Origin of the sequence: Psychrobacter sp. G (assembly GCF_000418305.1) — a bacterium.
GTDB classification, from domain to species: Bacteria; Pseudomonadota; Gammaproteobacteria; order Pseudomonadales; family Moraxellaceae; genus Psychrobacter; species Psychrobacter cryohalolentis.
In genome coordinates this window covers 2044919-2065117 of sequence record NC_021661.1, presented here as the reverse complement: position 1 = coordinate 2065117, position 20199 = coordinate 2044919, and the positions used below count along the sequence as shown (strand labels likewise).

The 20199-nt window shown below is 42.5% G+C and carries 16 protein-coding genes; 14 read left to right on the top strand and 2 right to left on the bottom strand.

Annotation, left to right across the window (positions count from 1 at the left end):
• The first annotated feature begins 99 nt into the window (after nucleotides 1–99).
• The 12 genes from rimO (at nucleotide 100) to PSYCG_RS08430 (ending at nucleotide 15123) form a co-directional block, all read left to right on the top strand.
• Nucleotides 100–1695, top strand: a complete 1596-nt coding sequence (rimO, locus tag PSYCG_RS08485) for a 30S ribosomal protein S12 methylthiotransferase RimO (RefSeq protein WP_020443809.1) — start codon at nucleotides 100–102, stop codon at nucleotides 1693–1695.
• 183 nt (nucleotides 1696–1878) lie between these two features.
• Entirely contained in the window at nucleotides 1879–2604 is a 726-nt protein-coding gene (gene pyrH / locus PSYCG_RS08480) for a UMP kinase (protein WP_011514039.1), read from the top strand.
• Nucleotides 2605–2729: 125 nt separating this feature from the next.
• Entirely contained in the window at nucleotides 2730–3284 is a 555-nt protein-coding gene (gene frr / locus PSYCG_RS08475) for a ribosome recycling factor (protein ID WP_011514038.1), read from the top strand.
• Between the two features lie 259 nt (nucleotides 3285–3543).
• On the top strand, nucleotides 3544–4302 hold the full coding sequence (gene uppS, locus PSYCG_RS08470; protein ID WP_011514037.1) for a polyprenyl diphosphate synthase: 759 nt from the start codon (nucleotides 3544–3546) through the stop codon (nucleotides 4300–4302).
• A gap of 175 nt (nucleotides 4303–4477) precedes the next feature.
• The gene (locus tag PSYCG_RS08465) at nucleotides 4478–5287 is read left to right on the top strand and encodes a phosphatidate cytidylyltransferase (RefSeq protein ID WP_020443808.1); all 810 of its coding nucleotides are present in this window, start codon (nucleotides 4478–4480) and stop codon (nucleotides 5285–5287) included.
• 105 nt (nucleotides 5288–5392) lie between these two features.
• On the top strand, nucleotides 5393–6601 hold the full coding sequence (gene ispC / locus PSYCG_RS08460) for a 1-deoxy-D-xylulose-5-phosphate reductoisomerase (protein ID WP_041772282.1): 1209 nt from the start codon (nucleotides 5393–5395) through the stop codon (nucleotides 6599–6601).
• A gap of 58 nt (nucleotides 6602–6659) precedes the next feature.
• Nucleotides 6660–8033 (top strand): RIP metalloprotease RseP, encoded by a 1374-nt coding sequence (gene rseP / locus PSYCG_RS08455; RefSeq protein ID WP_020443806.1) that lies wholly within the window; start codon nucleotides 6660–6662, stop codon nucleotides 8031–8033.
• 263 nt (nucleotides 8034–8296) lie between these two features.
• The gene (bamA, locus tag PSYCG_RS08450) at nucleotides 8297–10720 is read left to right on the top strand and encodes an outer membrane protein assembly factor BamA (RefSeq protein WP_020443805.1); all 2424 of its coding nucleotides are present in this window, start codon (nucleotides 8297–8299) and stop codon (nucleotides 10718–10720) included.
• Between the two features lie 150 nt (nucleotides 10721–10870).
• Nucleotides 10871–11887 (top strand): UDP-3-O-(3-hydroxymyristoyl)glucosamine N-acyltransferase, encoded by a 1017-nt coding sequence (gene lpxD / locus PSYCG_RS08445; protein WP_020443804.1) that lies wholly within the window; start codon nucleotides 10871–10873, stop codon nucleotides 11885–11887.
• A 112-nt stretch (nucleotides 11888–11999) separates the two neighbouring features.
• Nucleotides 12000–12509, top strand: coding sequence for a 3-hydroxyacyl-ACP dehydratase FabZ (gene fabZ, locus PSYCG_RS08440; RefSeq protein WP_011280792.1), 510 nt, complete (start codon nucleotides 12000–12002; stop codon nucleotides 12507–12509).
• 174 nt (nucleotides 12510–12683) lie between these two features.
• Entirely contained in the window at nucleotides 12684–13463 is a 780-nt protein-coding gene (lpxA, locus tag PSYCG_RS08435; RefSeq protein ID WP_020443803.1) for an acyl-ACP--UDP-N-acetylglucosamine O-acyltransferase, read from the top strand.
• 307 nt (nucleotides 13464–13770) lie between these two features.
• Nucleotides 13771–15123, top strand: coding sequence for a sodium-dependent transporter (locus tag PSYCG_RS08430; protein WP_011514029.1), 1353 nt, complete (start codon nucleotides 13771–13773; stop codon nucleotides 15121–15123).
• A 120-nt stretch (nucleotides 15124–15243) separates the two neighbouring features.
• Here the strand turns inward: PSYCG_RS08430 and tgt are convergent, their stop codons facing one another.
• Nucleotides 15244–16395 carry a tRNA guanosine(34) transglycosylase Tgt gene (tgt, locus tag PSYCG_RS08425; RefSeq protein ID WP_020443802.1) on the bottom strand — a complete coding sequence of 384 codons (1152 nt, stop codon included), beginning with the start codon at nucleotides 16393–16395 and terminating at the stop codon, nucleotides 15244–15246.
• 218 nt (nucleotides 16396–16613) lie between these two features.
• Here tgt and PSYCG_RS08420 point away from each other — a divergent pair, with 218 nt between their 5' ends.
• The gene (locus PSYCG_RS08420; protein ID WP_020443801.1) at nucleotides 16614–17276 is read left to right on the top strand and encodes an SOUL family heme-binding protein; all 663 of its coding nucleotides are present in this window, start codon (nucleotides 16614–16616) and stop codon (nucleotides 17274–17276) included.
• Nucleotides 17277–17333: 57 nt separating this feature from the next.
• Here PSYCG_RS08420 and asd read toward each other — a convergent pair whose 3' ends face one another.
• The gene (gene asd / locus PSYCG_RS08415; RefSeq protein ID WP_020443800.1) at nucleotides 17334–18467 is read right to left on the bottom strand and encodes an aspartate-semialdehyde dehydrogenase; all 1134 of its coding nucleotides are present in this window, start codon (nucleotides 18465–18467) and stop codon (nucleotides 17334–17336) included.
• Between the two features lie 491 nt (nucleotides 18468–18958).
• Between asd and PSYCG_RS08410 the strand changes: the two genes are divergently transcribed.
• Nucleotides 18959–20080: an endonuclease/exonuclease/phosphatase family protein gene (locus tag PSYCG_RS08410; RefSeq protein WP_020443799.1), complete on the top strand. Its 1122-nt coding sequence runs from the start codon at nucleotides 18959–18961 to the stop codon at nucleotides 20078–20080.
• Nucleotides 20081–20199 lie beyond the last annotated feature (119 nt).

Genomic DNA, 20199 nt, shown 5'->3' with positions numbered 1-20199 from the left:
ATTTAACCATAAATCAACACTATAGAGCGGCAAAACTGGCGATTTTTGTAAAAAAAACGTACAATGCGCACAGCCAATTTATCTCTAGCAAGGTTAGCCATGCCCAATATTTCTACCGAGTCCGTTAATACGACTATAGCCCCTTCACAGCCAGCTTCTATACCAAAAGACACTGCCACTCTCTTTAATCCTGCTAAGCCGACAGCAATGCCTGCGCAAAGCTCGACGGACAGTGTTCAACCTTACCATCATAAAGCCAATCATAATCAAAATCGTAGTGTCGAACAAAGCAGCGAGGTAGTTTCAGCGGCTTCAGCTAAAACGACAACAGCAACGACCAATGCCCCTGTCAATGCCGCGCCAAAGATTGGATTTGTGTCTCTAGGTTGTCCAAAAGCCTTGGTCGATAGTGAACGCATTATCACAGAGCTTAGCCGTGATGGCTATCAAGTAGCCAGTGATTATGAAGGCGCCGACTTAGTAGTGGTCAATACGTGCGGCTTCATCGAATCAGCGGTACAAGAGTCGCTCGATGCAATCGGTGAAGCTATCAGTAAAAACGGTAAGGTGATTGTGACAGGCTGCTTGGGTAAAGAGGCAGATAAAATCCGTGAAATGCATCCTGCTGTACTAGCAGTGACGGGCGCTCATGCTTATGATGACGTCATTAGAGCCGTCGCGTTGCATGTACCAAAGCCTGACCGTGGTTTGGATGCCAGTTATGACCCAAAAATAGATTTGATTAATGAGGCAGGTATCAAATTAACGCCTAGCCATTATGCTTATCTAAAAATATCAGAAGGTTGTAACCACCGTTGTACTTTCTGCATCATTCCAAGCTTACGTGGAGACTTGGTTTCACGTCCGATTGATAGCGTGATGAATGAGGCGCTGGCGCTGAAAAAGGCTGGTGTGAAAGAGCTATTGATTATCTCGCAAGATACTTCTGCTTATGGTCTGGACTTAAAGTATAAGACAAGCTTTTGGAATGGTATGCCGCTGAAGTCTAAATTTTATGACTTGTGCCAAGCGTTAAACGATTTGGGTATTTGGGTGCGTCTACACTATGTGTATCCGTATCCGCATGTGGATAAAGTCGTAGAATTAATGGGCGAGAAGAAATTATTGCCTTATCTTGATATTCCATTCCAACATGCCAGCCATCGCATCCTAAAAGCCATGAAACGTCCTGCTCATAGCGAAAATACCTTGGCGCGTATCCATGCATGGCGTGAGATTTGCCCTGATATCGTCATTCGCTCAACCTTCGTTGTTGGCTTCCCTGGTGAGACAGAAGAAGATTTCCAATGCTTACTTGATTGGTTAGTAGAAGCCCGTCTTGATCGCGTTGGTGCCTTTACCTATTCAGAAGTTGAAGGTGCGGTTGCCAATGACTTGCCAAATCATGTGCCAGAAGACGTCAAGCAAGAACGTTACGAGCGTTTGATGACGTTACAGCAAGATATTTCAGCCCAAAAACTGCAAGAGAAAATTGGCAAAACCTTGATGGTATTGGTCGACGAAATTGATAGAGAAGAAGGTGTTGCGATCTGCCGTAGTTATGCTGACGCACCAGAGATTGACGGTCACGTCTACGTTGATGATATTGACGCTCAGGTCAAAGTTGGGCAGTTCTTAACGGTTACTATCGACGATGCTAGTGAATATGATTTGTTTGCCAGTTACAAAGGCTAAGCAGTCACTGTAATAGGCGCATGAAAATTGCCCAATCGCGGGCAGTTTTTGCTACAATTAGCGCAATTTGACCTTTGTACCTGCTTATCCTTAAGTTGGGCAATGCCGTCAAGTCTCAAAGTAAACTCTATTTGTATATTACCGATAACTTTAATTATAATTCAATACTGACAAGGTGACCTCATGTCTGACAAAAACCCGCGTTATTCTCGTATCTTGCTAAAACTTTCTGGTGAAGCCTTAGCGGGTACGAAAGATATGGGTATTGATACCGAAGTGCTCGATAAGATGAGCTTATCTATCGCCCATTTGCGCGGGCTTGGTGTCCAAGTGGGTATCGTGGTCGGTGGTGGTAACTTATATCGCGGTGCTCAATTACAAAAAGAGGGTTTGGTCGGCCGCGTCACTGGCGATCAAATGGGCATGCTTGCAACCGTTATGAATGGCCTTGCAATGCGTGATGCTCTTGAGCGCCGTAATATTAAAACGCGCCTAATGTCAGCCCTGCCGATTGGTGAAGTCACTGAAAGTTATAGCAGCCGTAATGCGATTCGTTATCTTAAAAATGGCGAAGTATGTATCTTTGTCGCGGGTACGGGCAACCCTTTCTTTACCACTGATACGGCTGCTTGCTTACGTGGTATTGAAATTGAAGCAGGCTTGATTCTAAAAGCGACCAAAGTAGATGGTGTTTATGATAAAGACCCAAGCCTACATAGCGATGCAGTAAAATATGATGGTCTGACCTTTGATGAGGTGTTAGAGCAAAAGCTTGGAGTTATGGATTTGACTGCCATCGCATTATGTCGTGAGCACGATGTGCCATTACAAGTCTTTGATATGAATAAGCCTAATGCTTTATTAAATGTTGTGATGGGCGAGAATGAGGGCACACGCGTCTACCATTAATATCGTACCCAAAATATGATAAAAGATAGGCAGAAGTAAGACAGCTGCTTATCTGTGACAACACCTGAATAGTTTTTATAATAAACAATAAATGATTTGTCGGTAGCGATAAATAAGGATACCTCATGATTCAAGAAATTAAGCAAGACGGCGAAGCGCGCATGCAAAAAACCTTGGAAGCGCTTGAAAGTACTTTTAGTAAAGTCCGTACGGGTCGCGCGCATCCAGGTATGTTGACAGGTGTGATGGTCAGCTACTACGGTTCGCCTACGCCTTTAAATCAAGTAGCGAGTGTTAACGTTGAAGATTCGCGTACGCTACTGGTACAGCCATTTGACCGCACCATGGTGCAAGCGATTGACAAAGCTATTCGCGAAGCAGATTTGGGTCTTAATCCAATGACTGCTGATGTGATTCGTGTTCCTATGCCAGCATTGACAGAAGAAACTCGAAAAGATATGCAAAAATTGGCACGTGGCGAAGCAGAAAACAGCCGTGTTTCTATTCGCAATATCCGCCGTGATATGATGAATGACATCAAAGAGTTAGCCAAAGAGAAAGAGATCTCAGAAGACGACGAGCGCCGTGCCAGTGATGACATTCAAAAAATCACTGACAAATATATTGAAACAATCGATAGCCGCTTAAGCAAAAAAGAAACCGATTTGATGGCAGTATAAGCACATTTTTCTGCTGTCAAAAATGATGCGCTATCAATATTTTATATAACAAGTCTACACGGCAACAAACAGCCAATATCAAAGTACTATTGGCTGTTTGTTGCCGTGTAGACAATTAATCTTACTCTATAGCTTGTTTATATTGTCCTTTTTTATAAGCACTTTATATGAATCTTTTTATATAAATTATGAGTTAGGGTTTTTATAAAGTATGGCGCGCGTTATGATTATTTTACCTAAACAACAAGCAAGTTAGCCTATGTCTATGTCAGAGAATTTAGCTCCAGCCCTTCTTCCACGCCATATCGCTGTTATTATGGACGGCAATAACCGCTATGGTAAAGTCCATAATTTAGGTAAAGGTCAGGGGCATATCGCTGGCAAAGATGCGCTAGACCCTATTGTTGAATATTGCGTCAGTACGGGTATTGAGGTTTTGACCGTCTTTGCCTTTTCCAGTGAGAATTGGCAGCGCCCACCGACTGAAGTGGCTCTGCTGATGCATTTGCTGAGCTTAACCATCAATGAGCAGATGCCTCGCATGGTTAAGTACCGTATTCGTTTGCGTTTTATCGGCGACCGCAGTCAGCTTAGTGATGATTTGCAATTATTGATGGCAGATGCTGAAGCAAAAACGGCTGATTTTGATGCTATGACATTGGTCATCGCCATCAGTTACGGTGGACAGTGGGATATCGCTCATGCAGCAAAGCAGCTATTACAGCAAGTGCAGGCAGGTCAGTTATCAATCGATGATATTGACAAGGAAAAACTTGGAGAGTATGTGCAATTGGCAGATGCGCCAGAAGTAGACATGCTGATACGTACCGGCGGCGAGTACCGTCTTTCCAACTTCTTATTGTGGCAATCAGCCTATGCAGAGCTGTTCTTTACCCCAACATTGTGGCCAGACTTTAGCGTCGATGAGCTAGCAGCAATGCTAGAGGATTTTGCTCAACGTCAACGCCGCTTTGGCAAAACCAGCGAGCAAATAGTGACGGCTCAGCAAATATCTTAGAGGTTATGTTAAGAGCATTAGACGACTTTTGTCAATTTGGAGCACTTTCAATAGCGTGCGTCACTATCAATACGTTATTATAGTCAGCAGCTGGCTATGATACGTCATTATCTATAGTAAATATTTATCACGCAATTTGACCAAATGTTCTTCATTATTATAAGGCTCAATAAGTATGTGGCAACGAATTAAGACGGCAATTGTTCTCGTTATTATCGTTGGTATTGCAATGTTTGCGAGCCAAACCCCTATATTATTTGCACCACTTTTAGGGATTGGGGTGATTATTGCCGCTCATGAATGGACTAAATTGATGCCAAAATGGCGTCAGCCCGCGGTCTTCGTAGTATTGGTGTTGCTGCTGACGTTAGTGTCACTCATGTTTAAAGTCACTTGGCTTTTTTGGTGGGTAGCTTCTCTCGTCATATGGTTAATGGCGCTGTCTTGGGTACGAGTTTTCCCAACGTCTACCAAATGGTACGGTAAGCAGTTGGCGCTAATGGGAGCAGTGATATTAACGGCTTCAATTACGGCTATGTTTTACTTATGGCAATTGTCGCCATGGTGGCTACTATATGTGTTTTTATTGGTCTGGTGTGCAGACAGTGGTGCTTACTTTGTCGGACGCAAGCTTGGCCGCCGAAAAATGGCACCGAACGTTTCACCCAATAAGAGTATGGAAGGGCTGGCGGGTGGCTTAGTCACAGGACTACTGGTCGTAGTAATTATAAGTGTCTTTAAATTACAATTGACGGGTGCAGCGCTCATCGCCTTTGTGGCATTATCGGCTCTGACGATTTTAGCTTCCGTACTGGGCGATTTGTTTGAGTCTATGCTCAAACGCCGTGCTGATGTTAAAGATTCAGGAACGATTCTACCGGGGCATGGTGGAATACTTGACCGTATTGATTCACTGCTATCTGCTACGCCGATATTTGCGCTTGGTTTTTGGGCAATACAGCAGTTTGGTTTGATAGTCGTTTGACTTGCCTAATACTATCAAAATCGCTTATGTAGTTATCTGACCGAACATAAGCTTAGCTGCTGATTTAATTTCCATCTTATTACTACCGTATCTTTATAGGCACCCATGGTTATGACCCAACGTATCGCCGTATTAGGCGCGACAGGCTCGATTGGCGACAGTACGTTAGCCATCTTGGCGGCACAACCAAAGCATTACGATGTTTATGCTTTATCTGGATATCACCGTTTAGATAAGCTGCTTGCGCTTTGTCAGCAGTTTGCTCCTAAGCGGGTAGGCGTACCGACAGCTGCGGTTGATGACTTCGCCAAGCGTCTGAGTATAGCAGGACTTGATATTGAAGTAGTCGGCGGCGAAACAGGCCTCGTGGATATCGCTACCGATTCACAAACTGATACTGTCGTTGCTGCTATTGTTGGCGCCGCAGGCTTGCCTTCTACTCTAGCTGCTGCCCGTGCAGGCAAGCGTATCCTACTAGCGAACAAAGAAGCGCTGGTGATGGCAGGGCAAGTGATGATCAATGCGGTCAAAACGCATCATGCAACCTTGCTGCCGCTTGATTCTGAACATAACGCTATCTTTCAGTGTTTACCATTTGCTATCCAGCAGGATAATACTCAAATTCACCGACCAAATCATGGCGTGCGTAAGCTATGGCTAACGGCTTCTGGTGGACCGTTCTTACAGCAGTCATTTACGCAGATGCAGCAAGCTAGTGTCGCTGAAGCAGTCAAACACCCAAACTGGTCAATGGGGCAAAAGATATCGGTCGATTCTGCCACGATGATGAACAAGGGGCTTGAGCTGATTGAAGCCTGTCATTTGTTTGATTTACCTGAAAATAAGATAAATGTGGTGATTCATCCACAAAGTATCATTCACTCAATGGTAGAATATAGCGATGGCAGCTTTTTGGCGCAGCTTGGCAGCCCAGATATGAAAACGCCCATCGCTCATGCGCTAAGCTACCCTGACCGTATTGACAGTGGCTCGCAGCCATTAGACTTATTTGCCTTAAGCGGTTTAGAGTTTATCGAGCCTGATTTGCAAAAATTTGCCTGCTTACGTTTGGCACGAGAGGCGATGCAAGCGGGTACTCACGCGACCATTATTCTAAATGCGGCGAATGAGATTGCAGTTGCCGCATTTTTGAATAATCAAATTCGTTTGACGGATATTGCTGATATTAATGAGCAAGCATTGAATGAGATACAAGTTTCGGCATTAACTGAGACTGCCGATATTGATGAGATTTTGGCAATCGATAACCTAGCGCGTCAGCATACTGAGAAGCTGGTGGCAAGACTGGTCTAGATGTATCAAGCACTATCGCCTTTATAATGATTTTAAGAGTACCTACTGAGAAAAGATCATGACGTTTCTATTAACACTCCTTGCGGCAATATTTGTCTTAGGTCCGCTTATTGCTTTGCATGAGTGGGGTCATTATATTGTAGCGCGTCTTTGCGGCGTTAGAGTACTTACGTATTCTATTGGTTTTGGTCCTAAGCTTTTTGGCTGGACCAGCAAAAAAAGTGGCATTGATTATCGTATCTCGGCATTACCCCTTGGTGGATATGTCAAAATGCTTGATGAGCGTGAAGGTGAGGTTGCAAAAGATGAGCAGCATTTAGCATTTAATCGTCAGCATCCGCTTAAGAAAATAGCTATTGTGGCTGCTGGTCCTATCATGAACTTCGTTATTGCCATTGCATTGTTCTGGGTGTTATTTATGACTCCCTCAGAGCAGCTTGCCACCAAGATTGGTCAAGTATTACCGGATACGCCTGCCGCGATAGCACAGTTGCCTGCCGGTGATAAAATCGTTGCGATTGACGGTCATGACGTACAGACGTGGGAAGGGATTAATTATCGCCTTGCCGGGCGCATGGGCGAGACAGCCAATATAAGCGTAACGTTGCAATCAGAAGCCAATAATAATGCAACCAAAACTTATCAAGCGCCTGTAAAAGAATTTATGCAAGGTGCCGCACAAGGTAAAGATGCCTTATCAAGCTTTGGTATGATACCGTGGCAACCAAATATTGCACCGATAGTTGGTGATGTAACGCCTGATGGCGCGGCAAGTCGTCAAGGTCTCAAGGCTGGCGACCGCATCACTGCTATTAATGATGAAGCCATTAATGACTGGATTAGTGCCACTCGTATTATCCGTGACAATCCTGAGACTTTGCTTACATTTAGCATATTGCGTGATGATAAGCCGATTGAATTACAGATTATGCCGCAAGGTAAAAAAGATAATTTAGGTAACGATTATGGACAAATTGGTGCTATGGTGGCACAGTCTGAGATTGTCATTCCTGATGCGTACAAAACCACGGTGGTCTATAGTCCAGCTGAGTCGTTAATCAAATCGTTTGAGAAAACCGAGCAATTGGCTGTTATGACTGTCAGCTCAATGGGCAAGATGCTATCAGGTATGATAGGTCTTGATAACTTATCAGGTCCGATTACCATTGCCAAAGTCGCTAAGCAAAGTTTTGATATCAGTTGGCAAATGGTATTATCTACCGCCGCCTTAATCAGTTTGAGCCTTGCGGTTTTGAATCTGTTGCCCATTCCAGTATTAGATGGCGGTCATATTGTCTATTATCTGATTGAGCTGATACGTGGTAAGCCACTCTCTGAAGGCGTGCAAATGGTAGGCTTAAATATTGGTTTACTCTTGCTGGCAGGTTTCATGGTGTTAGCAATTGGTAATGATATCAGTCGGCTGTTTTGATGATATAGCATACTTCTTGCACGGTAAGATGCGATAGACTAATGGTTTTATGCTTATCCTGTATCTATTGTTAGGCTGTTAAGCAATTTCTTTTATCGCCGTGCTGCTGTACTAATTTTATATTTTAGTTTATTTTATGACGCGTTTTATATAAAGTGTTCTGAGTCTGTTCCCTAAGTGGTTACGATATGACACAAAAGAGACCAGATAAGATGTGCTTTTCAACTTAACTTAAGCAAGTTTTTTATTGACGGATAGTGTTTATGCGTACGCCTTTATTTATGAGCGCGGCTGGGTTGCCGTTAGTTGTAGCAATGATGAGTATGCCGGTTCAGGCTGCAGAATTTGTGGTCACTGATATTGGCTTTAATGGTCTACAACGCCTAACACCTGATAGTTTATATCCAGTACTGCCTATTACAATAGGTGATACGGTCAATGATGCAAATCTGGCTGCCAGTATCAAAGCACTATATGCGACCGAAAACTTTGCTGACATTCAAAGCCGTATTGAAGGCGGCAAGCTGCGCTTTGATGTCGTTGAACGTCCAACGATTGCAGAAGTTAATTTTGATGGCAACAAACTTATTCCCAAAGAAGGGCTTGAGCAAGGCTTAAATAATGCAGGTCTTGCTGTGGGTAATGTACTTAAGCAAGCAACCCTACAAGGCGTTGCAAACGAGCTACAACAGCAATATATCAGCCAAGGTTATTACAATAGTAATATTGAAGTCGATCAGACGCTGCTTGATGGCAACCGCGTTAAACTTGATGTGCGCTTTATCGAAGGCAAGCCGGCCAAAGTAGTTGATATCAATATCATTGGTAATAAGCACTTTAGCGATAAAGAAATTAAAGAAGTCTTTGCAGTAAAAGAGTCCTCATGGACGCGTCTATTATCTAAATCTGATCGTTATGCGAAAGAGAAGCTCGCGGCAAGTTTAGAAAATCTAAAAGCTCTGTACCTAAATGATGGTTATGTACGCTTTTCGGTAGACAATGCGGTGCTCAATATCAGTGAAGATAAGAGCAGCGTATTTATCGAAGTCAGTCTTAGCGAAGGCGAACAATATCAGTTTGGCGAAATTAATTTCTTAGGTAAGCCAACTTTTGAAACCAGTGAATTAAAAGAGCTGGTCACTTTTGGTGCTAAAGAAAAGTACTCACAAGCCAAGCTTGATGCCACCACTGCCGCTCTTAAGAGTCGTTATGGTAATGAGGGTTATTATTTAGCGCAAATCAGACCAGTACCGCGTATCAATGACGAGACCAAAGTCGTCGATATCGATTATTATATTGATCCTGCACGTCCTATTTATGTGCGCCGTATCAATTTTACTGGTAACTTAAAAACCCAAGATGAAGTACTGCGCCGTGAAATGCGTCAGTTGGAAGGGTCATTGGCTTCTAGTGATAAGATTCAGCTGTCACGTACGCGTTTGATGCGCACAGGTTTTTTTAAAAATGTTAACGTTGATGTGAAGCCGGTTCCTAATCAACCAGACCAAGTCGATGTAAACTATACGGTTGAAGAGCAGCCATCTGGTAGCTCAACCATTGCTGCCGGTTATTCACAGAGTGGCGGTGTTACCTTCCAGTTAGATCTTACCCAAAACAACTTTATGGGTACTGGTGACCGCGTTAAAGCTTCTTTGTCACGCTCAGAGACACGTGATTCTTATAGCTTGGGTTATACCGATCCGTACTTCACGGAAAATGGTGTATCACAAGGTATCAGCGCTTATTACCGTGAAACCAAATACGATGATCGAAACGTTAGTAACTATGTTACCGACGCTTATGGTGCAACGTTGAACTATAGCTATCCGGTTGATGAAACCAAACGTGTGAGTGCGGGCTTAAACGTTGATAACACCACAGTACGTGGCGGTAGCCGTCTAGGTGTATCAAGCGTTCAGCAGATTATAGATGACGGTGGTACGTTCGAGAAATTCAATAATGATCAAGATGAATTCTCTGGTCGTACGGGCTTTAAAAACGAATATCAAAGCTACAACTTACTATTCGGTTGGGATTACAGCACTTTAGATCGTCCCGTATTTCCGAATAAAGGCATGAGTCATACAGTCGATGCGACTATTGGCTTAGGTGATGCCAGTTATCAGAAACTGGTTTATCGTGGTAACATTTATCAACCTATCTATAAAGATTGGGTTGCTCGCGGTTATACCAAACTTGGTTATGGTAATAATTTACCGTTTTATGAAAATTTCTATGCTGGTGGTTATGGTTCAGTACGTGGTTATGAAGCATCAACGCTTGGACCTAAATCACAAAGCTACAATGATGCGATAAATGATGATGTGCGTTTTAAAGACGAAGAAGTTGGTGGTAATGCGCTAGTCAGCTTTGGTACTGAATTGATTTTACCAATGCCATTTAAAGGCGATTGGGCGGATCAAGTACGTCCAGTACTATTTGCTGAAGGTGGTCAGGTATTTGATACCACTGACAAAGAAAATCGCACCTTTATTGATCCAGCTACGGGCGACGATACTGGTGTACCCCTATTAACACAGGACAATAAATTGCGCTTTAGTGCCGGTTTAGGCGTCACTTGGTATACGCCAATTGGTCCGATTTCTTTGAGCTATGCTGTACCTATCGGTGATAAAGATGGCGATGAGACTGAAAAAGTCCAGTTCCAAATTGGTAACACTTTCTAAGTGCTTGCTAATTGCCTGTTACTAGGTAAAGGGTTTGATTCTTGTTATTCAGCCCTTTAGGTAGTTGAAGCGTTCGTTAGATTTAGCCGGTCGTCAAGATGATATCTCAACTTGACGACCCTCTTATTCCTGCCAATACTAATACTGATTATGATAACGATTGAGCAACTCATCTCCCAGATTGAGCAGCGTCAGCCTGTTCTTAACAAGACTGAGCTTAGCGCTGAGCAGCACCGTCTATCCTTAGAGGGTATTGGTAATTTAACGATGGCCAATCGGCAGCAGTTGAGCTTTTTGGCTAATCCTCACTATCTTTCTAGTCTAGCTAATACTGGTGCTGGGGCAGTACTCATCACTGAAGAGCATCATGAAGAAGTGCCAAATGATACGGTAGCTTTAATTGTTGCGATCCCTTATTTGGCTTATGCTAGCGTGAGTCAACTTTTCGCTCGCCAACATTCATTTAGCGGTATTCATCCGACAGCCTTCATCGCCGACAGTGCCGTTATTGGCAATAAAGTGACTATCGGTGCTTTTTGTGTCATCGGTGAGCAAGTGCAGATTGGTGATCGCAGCGTGCTTGAGGCTCATGTAGTCATCGAGGATAATACTACCATTGGTACAGATGGTGTTATCAAATCACAAGTGGTGATAGGACATGACTGTATTATTGGTAATCATGTTAGGTTGAACGCTGGGGTGACGATAGGCTCGGAAGGCTTTGGCTTTGCCCCCACTGCCAATCCTAGTGTCACAGGTTGGGAGCGTATTGCACAGTTAGGGCGTGTGCTGATAGGTGATCATGTACGCATTGGCAGTCAAAGCTGTATAGATCGCGGTGCCATCGATGATACGGTGATTGGAAATCATGTTATTATTGATAACCTCGTACAAGTAGCACACAACGTCCGTATTGGTGATGGCACGGCTATCGCTGCTCATACAGGTATCGCAGGTAGTACTACAATTGGCAAACGCTGCATTATTGGCGGGGCGGTCGGTATTACCGGACATATTGATATCACAGATGATGTTACTTTATCGGGTATGACTATGGTCACTAAGTCAATCACCACTGCCGGATCTTACTCTTCTGGCACGGCTGCTATGCCAACTGCTAACTGGCGCCGTGCCGCTGTCCGTTTTCGCCAGCTTGGTCGTGATTAGCGTTTAAAGATTCATAGTTAAAGAAAATTAATACTTAGATTATTTATAATATTAAAACTCAACAAATATTTATTCTCAAGCAAGACTTTAAATACAGCAAGGAAGCGCTACTATGAGCACTAGCAATATTGATAACCCAACGGCAGAAGACATCAAAAGCTTGGCTGAACAAGGGTTAACGTTGCCATTAACTTACCATACATTAAAGCATTATTTGCCACATCGTTACCCATTTTTATTGGTGGATAAGATAGTTGCTTGTACACCAGGCGAATGTATCACGGGCATAAAAAACGTCACCATTAATGAAGAGTTTTTTAATGGGCATTTCCCTGATGAGCCTATCATGCCAGGCGTATTGATGGTTGAGTGCATGGCTCAGGTATCAGGTGTTCTGGGTTTTATTAGTGCAGGACTGACGGCAGAAGATGGCTATTTATACTTGTTCGCAGGGGTTGATAAAGTGCGCTTTAAGCGCCGTGTTATCCCTGGTGATCAGCTGATTATCCGATCTAAAATTGTGATGCAAAAGCAGGGTATTTATAAGTTTGATTGTACTGTACATGTTGAAGATGAGCTTGCGGTTAGTGCGCAGATTATGATTGCCCGTCAAGAGCAATAAACCGTATTAGTCACTTTGAATAATGCATGAAACATCTAAACTATGATGTGAATGCTTATTCATTAGCATCATCTTATTTTTTAACAAAGGCAGCTTTAGGCTAGTTAATTTCACTAAGCTGTCTGTATTTGTTTTACTAATTTAATTGCATTCGATGTTACAAAGGCCTCTATTATGAGTCAGATCCATCCTACAGCACTCATCTCACCGTCTGCTACGATTGATAAAACCGCAACCATTGGCCCTTACTGTATTGTCGGTGATGAGGTTACGATTGGTGCATATACTGTATTGCATCGCCACGTAGTCGTCACTAGATTGACTCGTATCGGTGAATACAATCAGTTTTATCAATTTTCAAGCATTGGCGAAGACCCGCAAGACCTCAAATACGCGGGTGAGCGTACTTGGCTTGAGATTGGCGATCATAATACCATTCGAGAAGCCTGTAGCTTGCACCGTGGTACTGAGCAAGATGGTGGGTTGACAAAAATTGGCAGCCATAACTTGCTCATGGTTAACACTCATGTGGCTCATGATTGCTTGATTGGCGACCATAATGTATTGGCTAATAATGTGGGCGTCGCAGGTCATGTTACCATTGGCAATCATATTATTGTCGGTGGCAACTCAGGCATTCATCAGTTTTGTACAATTGATGATTATAGTTTGGTTGGTGGTGCAACGTTGGTCTTAAAAGATGTAGCAGCGTTTACCATGGTTTCAGGTAATCCTGCTAAGGCACATGGTCTTAATATTGAAGGTATGCGCCGTAAAGGCTGGTCTAAAGATAGCATCGACGTGCTGCGTCAAGCTTATCGTGTGGTATTCAGATCTGGTTTAACGACAGTGCAAGCACTTGAAGTATTGAAACAAGATCTGCTGCCAAAAGAGTCAAAAATTGAATTTTTAATCGATTCGCTACAGAAAAGTCGCCGCGGAGTCGTGCGCTAAATTCTGTTTTGATACATTGGTAGCTCATTTTAAATAGTTTTTACCATCGAAACTAAATGTTATAAATAGTAATCATAAATATAAAAAGCCATAACTATTAGTTATGGCTTTTTATATTTATGATTACTTGACTTTTTTAGTTGCTTAGCAGAAACTGAGCCTCTACAACAATGTAAACAATTCTTTCTTAATGTTGCTGGATGCATCACATTGATGCATAGAGTAAATAGTAAAATATTATGGACAGCTATTTATAATAATCAAGGATGATTATAAGCAATATTAATTGAAGCATGAGGAAGGAAAAATGGCTAGTAATAAACAAGATCATGCGCAGTGGAGCTCAAGTTTTGGCTTCGTACTGGCAGCAGTAGGCTCGGCAGTCGGCTTAGGGAATATCTGGAAATTCCCTTATATGGTAGGTGAGAGCGGTGGTTCAGCTTTTGTTATTGCCTATTTATTCTGTATTGCTTTGGTTGGTTTTCCTGTATTGGTCGCTGAGTGGCTCATTGGTCGCCGTGGTCAAAAGAATCCTATTAATACCTTTAAAGATGTTGCTGTTAGTGAAGGTAAGTCAAGTAGCTGGGGTATTGTTGGCGCAACCGGTATCTTAGGCGGTTTTTTAATTCTCTCTTTTTATAGTGTCATCGGTGGCTGGGCGCTGAACTATATCACTAAAGTTGGCACGGGCAGTTTTGCCGGTCAAAACAGTGACTCTGTCGCTGCAACCTTTGATGGAATGCTAGCATCAGCAGGTACGCTAACGATTTGGCATACGGTATTTATGATCATCACTGCGCTCATCGTTGGTATCGGTGTGACGCGCGGTATTGAAAACGCGGCTAAAATCATGATGCCATTACTGGGTGTGATTTTATTTATCATCGTTGGTTATAACGTGATAAATGGTGGTTTTGGTGAAGCGGTTAATTACTTGTTTGCACCTGATTTGAGCAAGTTGACCGTTGATGTAATGCTAGCGGCATTGGGTCATGCTTTCTTTACCCTATCTATTGGTATGGGCATCATGGTGGCTTATGGTTCATACTTAGGTCGTGAAGTGAACTTACTAAAAACTGCTCGTACGGTTGTTATTTTAGATACAGTTATTGCCTTAGCAGCTGGTTTGGCCATTTTCCCAATCATCTTTAGTAATGGTCTTGATCCTGCATCAGGTCCTGGTTTGATTTTTGTCAGTCTACCGATTGCTTTTGGTAGCATGGCTGGTGGTACGATTATCGGTACTTTGTTCTTCTTATTGATTACCTTTGCTGCTGTGACATCGTCGATATCATTGCTAGAGCCAAGTGTCGAGTTCTTAGAAGAGCGTACATCGATGAACCGCACGATGTCTACCATTGCTGCAAGTACTGTGATTTGGCTATTGGGTATCGCTGCGCTATTGTCGTTTAACTTATGGAGCGACTTTACTATCATGGGTAATGGCATCTTTGATGCACTAGACAAACTTACCAGTAAGTTCTTATTACCGCTAACCGGTCTTGCAGGCATTATCTTCTTTGCTTGGAGAATGGACCAACGTAGCATTCAGCAAGAGCTTAATTTATCAAACGGTACTTGGCAGATTTGGCAAATCGTTACTAAATTTGTAGCGCCAATCGCGGTCATCGTGGTATTTGTGGCTGCATTGGTAGGCTAATCATTTATCCTGTTAATAGTTAGATTGTCAAAATTTAGTGAACAAAAAAGGCTTAAGATTCATCTTAAGCCTTTTTTTGTATTTTATATCTGAATAGCTAATGTCAAATTACCACTACTATTAACGCAAATTCAGCTCTGGCACCGTCTGACCACGTTTGCTATAAAATTCATTCACGAACTCATCAAATTTATCTTGTTCGATGGCATCTCTGATATTTTGCATCAAACGTTGATAGTAACGCAAGTTATGAATCGTCGCTAACTGCGCGCCAAGCATCTCTTTGCATTTATTCAAATGCGATAAATAAGCACGACTAAAATTCTGGCAAGTATAGCAATCGCATTCAGGGTCTAATGGACCTTCATCGGTGCGGTATTGGCTGTTGCGTATACGTACCACGCCCGCATTGTCGGCGTCGCCTGTGACAAAATAATGACCATTACGCGCATTCCGGGTTGGCATGACACAATCAAACATATCGACACCGCGGCGTACTCCTTCTACGAGATCTTCAGGCTTACCGACACCCATCAGATAGCGCGGCTTATCGGCAGGCATGTCATCTGCGATATAATCTAGGACGTCTATCATCTCTTCTTTTGGCTCGCCAACAGACAAACCGCCAATGGCATAGCCATCAAAGCCAATTTCAAGCAAGCCTTCTAGTGATTGCTTGCGTAAATCAGCGTACATACTGCCTTGAATGATGCCAAATAACGCATTGGTACTGCCAAGCTTTTTATGCTCATCAACGCAGCGTTGTCCCCAACGTAGTGACAACTCTAAAGACTTTTTAGCTTCATCGTGAGTGGCAGGATAGGGCGTACACTCATCAAACTGCATCACGATATCTGAATTCAAGCTATATTGAATCTGCATCGATTTTTCTGGTGATAAAAAGACTTTAGCACCATCGATAGGTGATTTAAAAGTCACACCTTCTTCAGTGATCTTACGCATCGCGCCAAGACTGAATACCTGAAATCCGCCAGAGTCAGTCAAAATAGGCTTATCCCAATGCATGAATTTATGTAAGCCACCGAATTTATCAATAATGTCGGTACCAGGGCGTAACCATAAATGAAAAGTATTGCCCAAGATGATATCTGCGCCAATTGCTTCAATATCACGTGGTAGCATGCCTTTAACGGTACCGTAAGTACCTACTGGCATAAAGGCTGGCGTTTGTACATCACCATGATTGAGGTGGACTGTACCACGGCGTGCGCGAGTAACGCCACTGGCTGTTTTATGTAAGACAAATTGCATAAGATAACCGCTATGTAAGCTATGAAAATGGTGCTAATTATAGCATTGTTAGGCTTTTTTTGGTTATTGATGTTTATTTAGCTTAGATTTCACGGGGTGTTTTTAGTCGACTATAACTAAAAGCTACAGACATCTTTATCAAGTCATTGCTAAAGTAGAGAACCGACCATAACCCAAGTATTAATACCTTATATGCTTTTGGACAATGGAGATAAGTCATGACCAAAAGAAATTACTTAATGAGCAGCTTATTGTTAAGTAGCTTATTATCGATATCAGGAGCAGCTATGGCTACCGAAGAGCCGAAATATACTGTCTTGTCGCAAACTGAAAATTTTGAATTGCGTCGTTATGATGAGCAATTGGTAGCGCAAACTTGGGTTTCCGGTGATCAAAATACGGCCAGTCGTGCAGGGTTTAAGGTGTTAGCAGATTATATATTTGGTAACAATACTGCGCCAAGTGGCGAGAGTAGCAAAATCAGCATGACTGCCCCTGTGACGATGCAATCTGAAAATAAAAATAGCAGTGATGAGTCACAAAAAATAGCCATGACAGCGCCAGTAAGTATGCAACAAAACGATGGAAAGTGGCGTGTGCAATTTATTATGCCAAGCCAATACACGCTGCAAACGCTACCAAAACCAAATAATTCAAATATTGAAATTGTGAAAGTACCCGCTAAGACTTACGGTATTATTAAGTTTTCAGGGCTTGCTGGCAGTGAAAAGGTGGCTGCGAAAACGGCAGAATTACAGTTTTGGATGCAGGCGCAAAAATTAAAGATGACAGGTGAACCCGAATTAGCACGTTACAATCCACCATGGACACTGCCATTCATGCGCCGCAATGAAATCATGATTACTTATGAGCAAAAATAACGCATAAAAAAGACAGCGTTTGCTGTCTTTTTTATATCTAAATTCGGAATATCGGGTTTAGCTGTTTTGCTCGCGAATGATGTTCAGCATACGGCGTAATGGCTCAGCCGCGCCCCATAACAGTTGGTCACCCACGGTGAATGCGCCTAAATACTCAGGTCCCATATTAAGCTTACGCAGGCGACCTAGTGCAACCGTTAAGGTGCCGGTTACTGCAACAGGCGTTAAGCGGTTCATAGTGGCTTCTTTATTGTCCTCAACCACGTCTAACCACTGATTACCGCTATTCTTCAGTGCCGCTTCAATCTCTTCTAATGGAATGTCTTTTTTAAGCTTAATCGTTAAGCCTTGTGCATGACAGCGCATTGCGCCAACGCGAACACACATACCATCGATAGCAATCTTATCTGCTTCAGAGTTGCCAAGGATCTTATTGGTTTCAACACCACCTTTCCATTCTTCACGAGACTGCTTATTCTCTAACTGTGAGTCGATATAAGGAATCAAGCTACCGGCTAATGGCACGCCAAAGTATTGTTTAGGAAAATCGTCTGAGCGTTGAGTCTGAGCGATTTTTTTATCAATCTCAAGAATGGCGCTAGCAGGATTGGCAAGCTCATCTTTAACAGCATCACGTAATACACCCATGCCTTCAATAAGCTCACGCATGTTGTTAGCGCCTGAACCACTAGCGGCTTGATAAGTCATGGCGCTGACCCATTCGACCCAACCTTTATTAAACAGCTCACCAATTGCCATCAGCATCAGTGACACAGTACAGTTGCCACCGATAAAGTCTTTTTTACCCTCAGCGAGTGCATTATCGATAACAACTCGATTAACCGGATCAAGAATGATGATGCTGTCATCTTCCATGCGTAAGGTGCTTGCCGCATCAATCCAGTAGCCAGTCCAACCACTATCCCGCAGTGGTTGATGTACTTTTGAGGTATAGTCGCCACCTTGGCAGGTAATGATCACATCACAAGCGGTAAGGGCGTCAATATCATGAGCATCTTGTAGTTGGCTGGTCTTAATACCATCAAAACTTGGCGCATCACCGCCTGCATTACTGGTTGAAAAGAATACTGGCGTAATACCGTCAAAATCTTTTTCTTCCATCATACGTTGTAACAATACTGACCCGACCATACCGCGCCAGCCTACCAAACCTACTGTTAAATCACTCATCAAACTCAATCCTTTTTTACAATAAATTGTTGCATCGCCAACCAATAACAATGCCGTGAATAGCTCCAAAAAGCAAGGTTTTTTGATAGGTTTCGCGGGTTTTACTAGCACTATTAACTATGATAGTTATAACTTTGAGTTATGGTCATTATTCTAGCTCTGCTAATGAATTAGAAATGATATTCATCATAAGTGAAATATAGACTTTGATAACGGAACAAGCACAGACGTAAGCCTGATCTTTGTAATGTTTTATAGTATCTATTAGGTAATTAGTGTTCAATAGTAGGCGCAGGTTGTCTGGAATGCTAAAGTAAGCCCTTATATATAATGCTTACCTTAAGCACTTTTCGTTTTATGTTTTTTATTTAAATATTTCTATATGCATTTTATTAAGAGAATTTATCGTTTAGCTATTATAGACGCTAAGCCATAATAATAACGAACATAATCAATGGTGTAACTGTTGATTTGATAAATGGTCGATACACATGATGGATTTCTCCTTTCTATATTACGGTGCGCAAGGACTGGCAGGGCTCGTCGCATTTATCACTATTTGGGGATGGCTACCACTTGATAATTGGTGGGTACGCGGTGTGGATTTCCCTCGTATTCAAATCATGATACTTGGTATCATTGCTTGGCTTGGTATGGTGATATTTGGACCTCAGTGGCAGCTAGAACAATGGCTGTTGTTTGCGGCTTTGAGTATTACGTTAGCCTTTCAACTCAGAATGGTATTGCCCTATACTCTGCTATGGAAGAAAGAAGTAAAAAATGCCAAAGATAAGCCGGATGTTGAGGAATATCAGTTAAAAATCATGGTTTCAAATGTGTTGACCACCAATGATGATACTTATAAATTGGTTGAGTTAGTACAACAGAAACAACCTGATATCTTAATTACTTTAGAAAGTGACGAAAAATGGGAAAAAGCGCTTAATCAAGTTGAGTCTGATTACCCTTATACAGTAAAAGTGCCTTTAGATAATTTATATGGTATGCATCTTTATTCTAAGCTTGAGCTGATAGACCCTGAGATTAAATATTTGATCATTGATGATATACCTTCTATTCACACTCAGATACAGTTGCAAGGTGGGCGCGTCATTTGGCTTTATTGCTTGCATCCTATGCCCCCCAGTCCAACAGAAGCTGATAAATCTACGACCCGTGATGCTGAGCTATTGATGGTTGGCAAGCATATTAAAGATAATAAGCAAACGGCCATATTGGCAGGTGATCTTAATGACGTTGCTTGGTCACAGACCACACGTCGTTTTCAACGTATTTCAGGGCTACTAGATCCCCGTATTGGACGACATTTTATCAATACTTTTCATGTTAACTATCCGTTTTTACGTTGGGCATTGGATCATCTTTTCCATAGTGCTTGCTTCACAGTGATTGATATTGAACGTTTACCTTCGATTGGCTCCGACCACTTTCCTGTGATGACAACGTTGCAATATGAGCCAGAAGAGGAGAGTAATCAAAAAGGAAATGCTCCTACAGCACAAGCAGCCGACTTTCAAGAGGCGGAAAATAAGATCGAAGCAGGCAAAAAAGAAGGTTGCAAGGTGTCTAAAGAGCATGAAGAATCGGAATAGAAGTGAGATTCAGAAGAATCCTAATAAGCAAAGAATACCTGCTAGCTAAACAATTCAGACGTAAGCAAATGCTTACGTTAAATAAGGTCTTTAGCCTCTAGTCGCTGCACATCAATTGT

What these genes read in the sequence shown, in the direction of transcription:
- rimO (WP_020443809.1), top strand. Translation starts at nt 100, where the DNA reads ATGCCCAATATTTCTACCGAGTCCGTTAATACGACTATAGCCCCTTCA.
- tgt (WP_020443802.1), bottom strand. Translation starts at nt 16,395, where the DNA reads ATGCAATTTGTCTTACATAAAACAGCCAGTGGCGTTACTCGCGCACGC.
- ispC (WP_041772282.1), top strand. Translation starts at nt 5,393, where the DNA reads ATGGTTATGACCCAACGTATCGCCGTATTAGGCGCGACAGGCTCGATT.
- uppS (WP_011514037.1), top strand. Translation starts at nt 3,544, where the DNA reads ATGTCTATGTCAGAGAATTTAGCTCCAGCCCTTCTTCCACGCCATATC.
- PSYCG_RS08420 (WP_020443801.1), top strand. Translation starts at nt 16,614, where the DNA reads ATGACCAAAAGAAATTACTTAATGAGCAGCTTATTGTTAAGTAGCTTA.
- frr (WP_011514038.1), top strand. Translation starts at nt 2,730, where the DNA reads ATGATTCAAGAAATTAAGCAAGACGGCGAAGCGCGCATGCAAAAAACC.
- pyrH (WP_011514039.1), top strand. Translation starts at nt 1,879, where the DNA reads ATGTCTGACAAAAACCCGCGTTATTCTCGTATCTTGCTAAAACTTTCT.
- bamA (WP_020443805.1), top strand. Translation starts at nt 8,297, where the DNA reads ATGCGTACGCCTTTATTTATGAGCGCGGCTGGGTTGCCGTTAGTTGTA.
- lpxD (WP_020443804.1), top strand. Translation starts at nt 10,871, where the DNA reads ATGATAACGATTGAGCAACTCATCTCCCAGATTGAGCAGCGTCAGCCT.
- PSYCG_RS08465 (WP_020443808.1), top strand. Translation starts at nt 4,478, where the DNA reads ATGTGGCAACGAATTAAGACGGCAATTGTTCTCGTTATTATCGTTGGT.
- fabZ (WP_011280792.1), top strand. Translation starts at nt 12,000, where the DNA reads ATGAGCACTAGCAATATTGATAACCCAACGGCAGAAGACATCAAAAGC.
- lpxA (WP_020443803.1), top strand. Translation starts at nt 12,684, where the DNA reads ATGAGTCAGATCCATCCTACAGCACTCATCTCACCGTCTGCTACGATT.
- PSYCG_RS08410 (WP_020443799.1), top strand. Translation starts at nt 18,959, where the DNA reads ATGATGGATTTCTCCTTTCTATATTACGGTGCGCAAGGACTGGCAGGG.
- asd (WP_020443800.1), bottom strand. Translation starts at nt 18,467, where the DNA reads ATGAGTGATTTAACAGTAGGTTTGGTAGGCTGGCGCGGTATGGTCGGG.
- rseP (WP_020443806.1), top strand. Translation starts at nt 6,660, where the DNA reads ATGACGTTTCTATTAACACTCCTTGCGGCAATATTTGTCTTAGGTCCG.
- PSYCG_RS08430 (WP_011514029.1), top strand. Translation starts at nt 13,771, where the DNA reads ATGGCTAGTAATAAACAAGATCATGCGCAGTGGAGCTCAAGTTTTGGC.